The organism is uncultured Fretibacterium sp., from assembly GCF_938040765.1.
Classification (GTDB): domain Bacteria; phylum Synergistota; class Synergistia; order Synergistales; family Aminobacteriaceae; genus CAJPSE01.
The window spans coordinates 1-5,907 of the sequence record NZ_CALIAA010000291.1; the positions used below are offsets into that span (position 1 = coordinate 1).

Sequence of the window (5,907 nt, forward strand, 5' to 3'; positions counted from 1 at the left end):
TTGATCCAGGCCTGTAAGGCAAGGGCCAGGGGGTACAGGAGCAAGGAGAACCTCATCTCAATGATTTACCTCATCGCAGGGAAGCTACAGATAGACCTACCCACTTAAAAAGGCGAGGAGCCAAAAGAGCTCCTTGAAAGCCCCAACAGCGCAATCTCCTGGATGACCTCCCTGAGCGCATCCGTCACGGAGGCGACCGTGGACAGATCATAGGCGCTCAGCATTTTCTTCAAAGCGTCATTCATCCTGCCCTCTCCTTTGCAGGGACCTCAGGAAGTCGACCAACAGGCTTGTCTTTGCCGTCCCATACGACGCGGCGAAGCGCCCAACCCGCCCGAGGTCCAGTCCGAGGAGCTCGGGCTCGTCGATGCGCAGATCCTCGGTGAGGCGTTTCTCCATATCCCTGCGCGAACGCAGCGCAACTCTTCGTACCTCGATGACATCCACCAGCGCCTTTTCCCGTGTCGCCATGAGAAACGTCCGTCCCTTCGGCAGATCGATTCTGTCGAACCCCTCGGAATATGCCTCCCTCTTGATCCCCACGTAGGAAAAGACCCCGACCGCAGTCGAGAACGAACGAGACTGCCCGAGGCAGACGGACGTCAACTCCGTGACGCGTTCGGGGATCATCGAATACCATGAAAGCGCGTACTCCAGAGAGAGGTAGGAGGGGCCGTACATACGATTGGCCAGGATTTCCAGGGAAAGGGGAGCTTGGCGAAACTCGGGTGCAATGGCATACAATCCCTTATGGACGCGCAGGATCTCACCGCGCCGCACCAGGTCGCCTATCTTGTTGTCGGGGTTGGCGTAGTGCGACAACGCCTGCCGCAGCGTCGCGGTGTCCGCCTCCTCGAACGGTATGGCCCTGCGCGTTTGAACATCCATCCCCATCACCCTGAATAATCTGCTGCCTGATTCCTTTTATCGGTAATCAGGTAACAATATTATACTTCAGCTTTTGCAGATGGGGTTGGTTGAGGAGAGACGTCCGGGATCGACGGACCACAAGAAGGCCGCAATGCTCCCCTCCGGAGCAGTGGCGACGGGCACGAGAAAACTCTTCCCCAAAACAGGCAGGCTGTGGTCTCGCCGGGGTGCTTCATGGCTTGAATCAGCGTTTCCCTCAATCCTTCTCGCGCAGCAGCAGCGCCGCGTTGACCACGACGAAGACGGAGCCGAAGTTGTGCCACAGCGCGCCGGTGACCGGCGTCAGGGCTCCCGCCGCGGACAGCGCGACGGCGCTGACGTTGATGAGGAGGGAGGCGATGATGTTGGTCCGCACCTTCCGCATCACCTTTCCCATCAGGCGAAAGAGGTAGGGTAGGCGCTTGATCTCGTCGCTCACCAGGACGGCGTCCGCGGACTCCACCGCGATATCGCTGCCGATCCCGCCCATCGCGATGCCGGCATAGGCGCTGCTCAGGGCCAGAGCGTCGTTCACCCCGTCCCCGATCATGCAGGTCGGCTCGCCCCTGTCCTCATACTCCTTGACGACGGACGCCTTCTCCTCCGGCAGCAGGTCGGAACGGACGTCCGCGATCCCCGCGGCGGACGCGGCCGAGCGGGCGGCCCGCTCGTTGTCCCCCGTGAGGAGCATGCAGGAGATGCCGGCGGACTCCAGCGCGCGGACCGTGTCCCCCGCCTCCGGCCGTATCGTGTCCGCGAGGGCGATCAACCCGACGACCCTGCCGCCGTGGGAGAGGCAGACGACCGTGGCCCCCTGGCCGAGGTACTCGTCCGCCGCCTCAACGGCCCCGTTGAGCGGCATCCCCAGGGAGGCGAAGTAGTCCGCCTTCCCGACGGCGACCTCCGTTCCGCCGATCCTGCCGCTCACGGCCCGGCCGGCGATCGTATGGGAGTCTGAGACGGGCTCGGGGTCCTCTCCCGTCCGCTCCTGGAAGGAGGCGACGACGGCCTTGCCGAGCGGGTGCCCGGAGTACCGCTCGACCCGCGCCGCCAGGCGCAGGATGTCGTCGTCCGTGAAGGAGGCGTCGAGGCTCCTGAAGGCCGTGACCTGCGGCCTGCCGCGGGTCAGGGTGCCCGTCTTGTCGAACGCGATCCGCCTCACCCTCGACAGGCGCTCCAGCGCATCGCCGGAGCGGATCAGGATTCCGTAGCGCGCGGCGTTTCCGATCCCCGCGACGACCGCCGTGGGCGTCGCCAGGATGAAGGCGCAGGGGCAGAAGACGACGAGCGCCGTCACGGCCCTGACGAACTCCCCCGTGAAGAGCCAGATGAGGAGGGCGCAGAGGAGCGCGGCGGCGACGAGCCACGTGGCCCATCTGTCGGCCAGGGACACGATCGGGGCCTTGTTCGCGTCCGCCTCCTCCGCGAGCCGGATCATCCGCTGGAGCAAGCTGTCGCCGCAGGCCCGGTCCGCCCGCATGGAGAACGTCCCGAACCGGTTCGTCGTGCCGCTGGTGACCGTGTCGCCCTCCTTCTTGTCCACGGGGATGCTCTCGCCGGTCATGACGGACTGGTCGATGGAGGTCCGGCCCTCCAGGATCGTCCCGTCGGCGGGGATCATCTCGCCGGCGAACACGGTCAGGACGTCGCCCGCCCGCACCTCGTCGGCGGGCAGGATGACGTCGGAGCCGTCCCGCCTGACGCGCGCCGTCCGGGGCTTCAGCCCGATCAGCTTCTCAATGCCGCGCCGCGCCTTCTCGGACGTGTAGTCCTCCAGCAGGGACCCTATCTGCATGATCAGCGCGACCTCCCCGGCCGCGAAGTACTCCCGTATCCCGACGGAGGCGACGAGTGCCAGGGCGACCAACAGGTCGGCCTTGATGTCGTGCTCGAGGATGACGCCCCTGGCCGCGCCGAGAAGGATCGGGAAGCCGCAGAGGACGATCGCGACCCACGCGATGTCCGCCGGCAGAACGCCGCTGAAGGTTCCCGTCAAGCTCAGCGCCAGCGAAACCGCCGAGAGCAGGGCGCATACGACCGTGACACGCATCTCGTTCTCCGTCCATCGTTCAAATAAATTCCCAAATAGATTCCTCAATATGGCGACCTCCATTTTGGATATTTTGACGCGTTCCCATGGCTCCGACGGCTCTGGGGCGGACCTTGGAAAGTTATTGAACTCTATGTTCGTTATTGATTATAATGATCGGGATGAGGAGAGGGAAGAATACGCCGGGGGCAAGTGTCCCTTATGGGACGGATTCGGATAAATGTTTGGGAGGGAGATGCGATGGCGGGAGAGAAGTGGGACAGGCGGCAGCGGAGGACCCGGGCCGCGGTCTTCGGCGCGTTCTCCGAGCTTTTGGCGGAGAAGCCCTACGACAGGATCACGATCCAGGAGATCATCGACCAGGCCAACGTCGGCCGGAGCACCTTCTACATGCACTTCGGCACGAAGGACGACCTGCTGCGCGCGCTGTGCGGCGGGCTCTTCGACCACATCATCGGCTCCGCCCTCGACCGGACGCACACCCACGGGCTCTATCCCGACGGGGGAAGGCCCGTCTCCATCTTCTGCCATATCCTGGCGCACCTCCAGGAGAACGACGGCAACATCCTCAGCCTTCTCTCCGGGGAGAGCAACGACCTCTTTCTGAAGGACTTCAGGAACGGCATCAAAAAGGTGATTCGGGAGAGGTTTTTTGGGGAGGGGGAGGTGGAGGAGCTGAGCGGCGTGCCCGGGGATTTTCTGGTCAACCACATCGCCGGGAGCTTCATTGAGATGGTGCGCTGGTGGCTGGAGAACGGCATGGTGCAGACGCCGGAGGAGCTGGACGGCTACTTCCGAGCCGTCATGGCGCCGCTGCTCGAGGCTCCGCCTTCGCCGCCGCCGCGGTAGCGCCGAGCTTTACCGCCTTCAGCCTTGGGGACCGGCAGCCCTTGGGCGGTTTCCCTCCCCAGGCCGAGGCATCCGCGGCAAAGCGGCAGACGATTTGCCCGTTGGGGGCCACGATTGCCAAAAATGAGCAGACCGAAAAAGGCTACGTTTCCGGCCTGCTCATGTACCAGAACCTTAAGAAAAAATTTCGGACTTCACCTGAAGAACCTGACGCAATCATCAACGGTTATCGTCAGGGATTTATTTGGGCGTCCTTTTACTCGATCCCTCACATTATTTGCGCCACTCCTGCCTCGCAGCGTGTTTGGTTGGCGGATACTCTGCGTAGGATCGCCGACCGTTAGTTGTTGTATGAGCGGAAATCTGCGTTAGATCGTCTTGTAGACCGGATACCATTTGTTCGCTTTGACGTTTTCCGCGGGGTTGTCTGCATGGACGGTATTCAATCCTTCTTTGACCGCTTCCGTTGCAACGGCCACCGCGACGCTCTCCGAGAATTTCGTCAGTTCGGAGACCGGCGGAAGGACCGCGGCGCCGGGTTTTGTCACATCGATGATACCGCCGAGGGAATGCGCCGCTTTCGAGATCATCCGATCGGTCATCCGCTTTGCTCCCACCGAGATTGCGCCAAGCCCGAGGCCGGGGTAGATCAGCGCGTTGTTGGCCTGCCCAATCTCGTAGGTCACGCCGTTATATTCCACGGGTTTTGAAGGGATGCCGGTCGCGACCAGCGCTTTTCCGTCCGTCCACGCAATCAGGTCCGCTGCCTTCGCCTCTGCCAACTCCGTCGGGTTGGAGAGTGGGAAGATGATCGGACGCTCCGTATGCGATGCCATCTCCTTTACGATCTCCTCCGTGAAGGCGCCGCCCTGTGTGGACGTTCCCACGAGGATCGTCGGGTGAACTGCCCTCAAGGCCGCGGCAAGGGTAGTCAGCTCTTCGGCCTTTTCAAATTCACTCCTTTTTCTGGCGAACGGCTTCTGTTCCGGCGTAAGATCGTCCATATCTTCAAAGAGCAAACCCTGTTTGTCCACCAGGTAAAACTTTTTGCGCGCCTCATCCTCCGGGACGCCCTGGTCGAGCATTTCCTGATACACGCGGTTTGCGATTCCGCAGCCCGCCGTTCCTGCGCCGAAGCACATGTACGTCTGTTCCCGCAGTTTTTGTCCGCTGATGTTCAGCGCACCGAGGATGCCTGCCAGGGAAATGATGCCGGTGCCCTCGATATCGTCGTTGAACACCGTATAGGTATCCTTGTACCTGTTCAGGATGACGGCGGCGTTGGAACGCCCAAAGTCCTCAAAGTGCAGGTACAGGTGGGGGAACATCTCCTCGGCGGTCTTTACGAACCGATCGACGAACTCATAATACCTGTCGCCGCGAACGCGCTCGTGACGATTTCCGAAATAGAGTGGATCATCCAGAAGGCTCTGTCGGTTCGTGCCTACATCCAGCACGACAGGCAGCACTTTGTTGGGATCTATCCCGGCAGCCGCCGTGTAGACGGCAAGCTTCCCGACGGAGATTTCCACGCCGTTTGTCCCCCAGTCGCCGATGCCGAGGATCATCTCCGCGTCCGTCACGACGATCAGATTGATCTCGCGTCTGTTTGCGGCATTGATCAGTGTTTTTTTGATGTCCTGAGGGTGATCGATGGACAGGTACGCCGCGTTTTGCGGCTCGATATAGAACTCGCTGTACTGCTTGATGGCCTCCGCCACGACAGGATCGTAGACGATGGGCATAAACTCCACGATATGCCGGCTGAACAAATAATAGAACAGCGTTCGGTTGCGTCCGAAAATATCCATCAGGTAATGGCGCTTCTCGATATCGCTTGTTTTTTTGCACACATTTCCGTATGCCTGTCTGGCCTGTTCCTCGATTGTCTGGACAAAGGGAGGAAGAAGCCCCGTGAGATTGTATTCCTCACGTTCCTCCATGGTAAAAGCCGTTCCCTTGTTCAAAAAAGGGTCGTTCAGCAGCTCGTAAGATGTTTTCATAGGTTCCCTCCTTAGTTTTCCACAGGGCCGACTACTCCGATCATGTATTTTCCGGCGCGAGCGAACCATATCATTCTGAACCTCGAAAGCCATCTT

Annotated in this window: 5 protein-coding genes; 1 reads left to right on the top strand and 4 read right to left on the bottom strand. The window is 60.9% G+C overall.

Annotated features, from left to right (window positions below):
* Window positions 1-104: 104 nt before the first annotated feature.
* The 3 genes from Q0176_RS10220 to Q0176_RS10230 form a co-directional block, all read right to left on the bottom strand.
* Entirely contained in the window at window positions 105-245 is a 141-nt protein-coding gene (locus tag Q0176_RS10220; protein ID WP_299302475.1) for a hypothetical protein, read from the bottom strand.
* The gene (locus Q0176_RS10225; protein ID WP_299302478.1) at window positions 238-888 is read right to left on the bottom strand and encodes a hypothetical protein; all 651 of its coding nucleotides are present in this window, start codon (window positions 886-888) and stop codon (window positions 238-240) included. The genes Q0176_RS10220 and Q0176_RS10225 overlap by 8 nt, the downstream gene beginning before the upstream one ends.
* A 238-nt stretch (window positions 889-1,126) precedes the next feature.
* Window positions 1,127-2,959: a cation-translocating P-type ATPase gene (locus Q0176_RS10230; protein WP_299302481.1), complete on the bottom strand. Its 1,833-nt coding sequence runs from the start codon at window positions 2,957-2,959 to the stop codon at window positions 1,127-1,129.
* Window positions 2,960-3,199: 240 nt separating this feature from the next.
* Here Q0176_RS10230 and Q0176_RS10235 point away from each other — a divergent pair, with 240 nt between their 5' ends.
* On the top strand, window positions 3,200-3,808 hold the full coding sequence (locus Q0176_RS10235) for a TetR/AcrR family transcriptional regulator (protein ID WP_299302483.1): 609 nt from the start codon (window positions 3,200-3,202) through the stop codon (window positions 3,806-3,808).
* Window positions 3,809-4,176: 368 nt separating this feature from the next.
* On the opposite strand, the gene Q0176_RS10240 is transcribed toward Q0176_RS10235, so the two are convergent.
* Window positions 4,177-5,811: a malolactic enzyme gene (locus tag Q0176_RS10240; RefSeq protein ID WP_299302486.1), complete on the bottom strand. Its 1,635-nt coding sequence runs from the start codon at window positions 5,809-5,811 to the stop codon at window positions 4,177-4,179.
* Window positions 5,812-5,907: the final 96 nt, after the last annotated feature.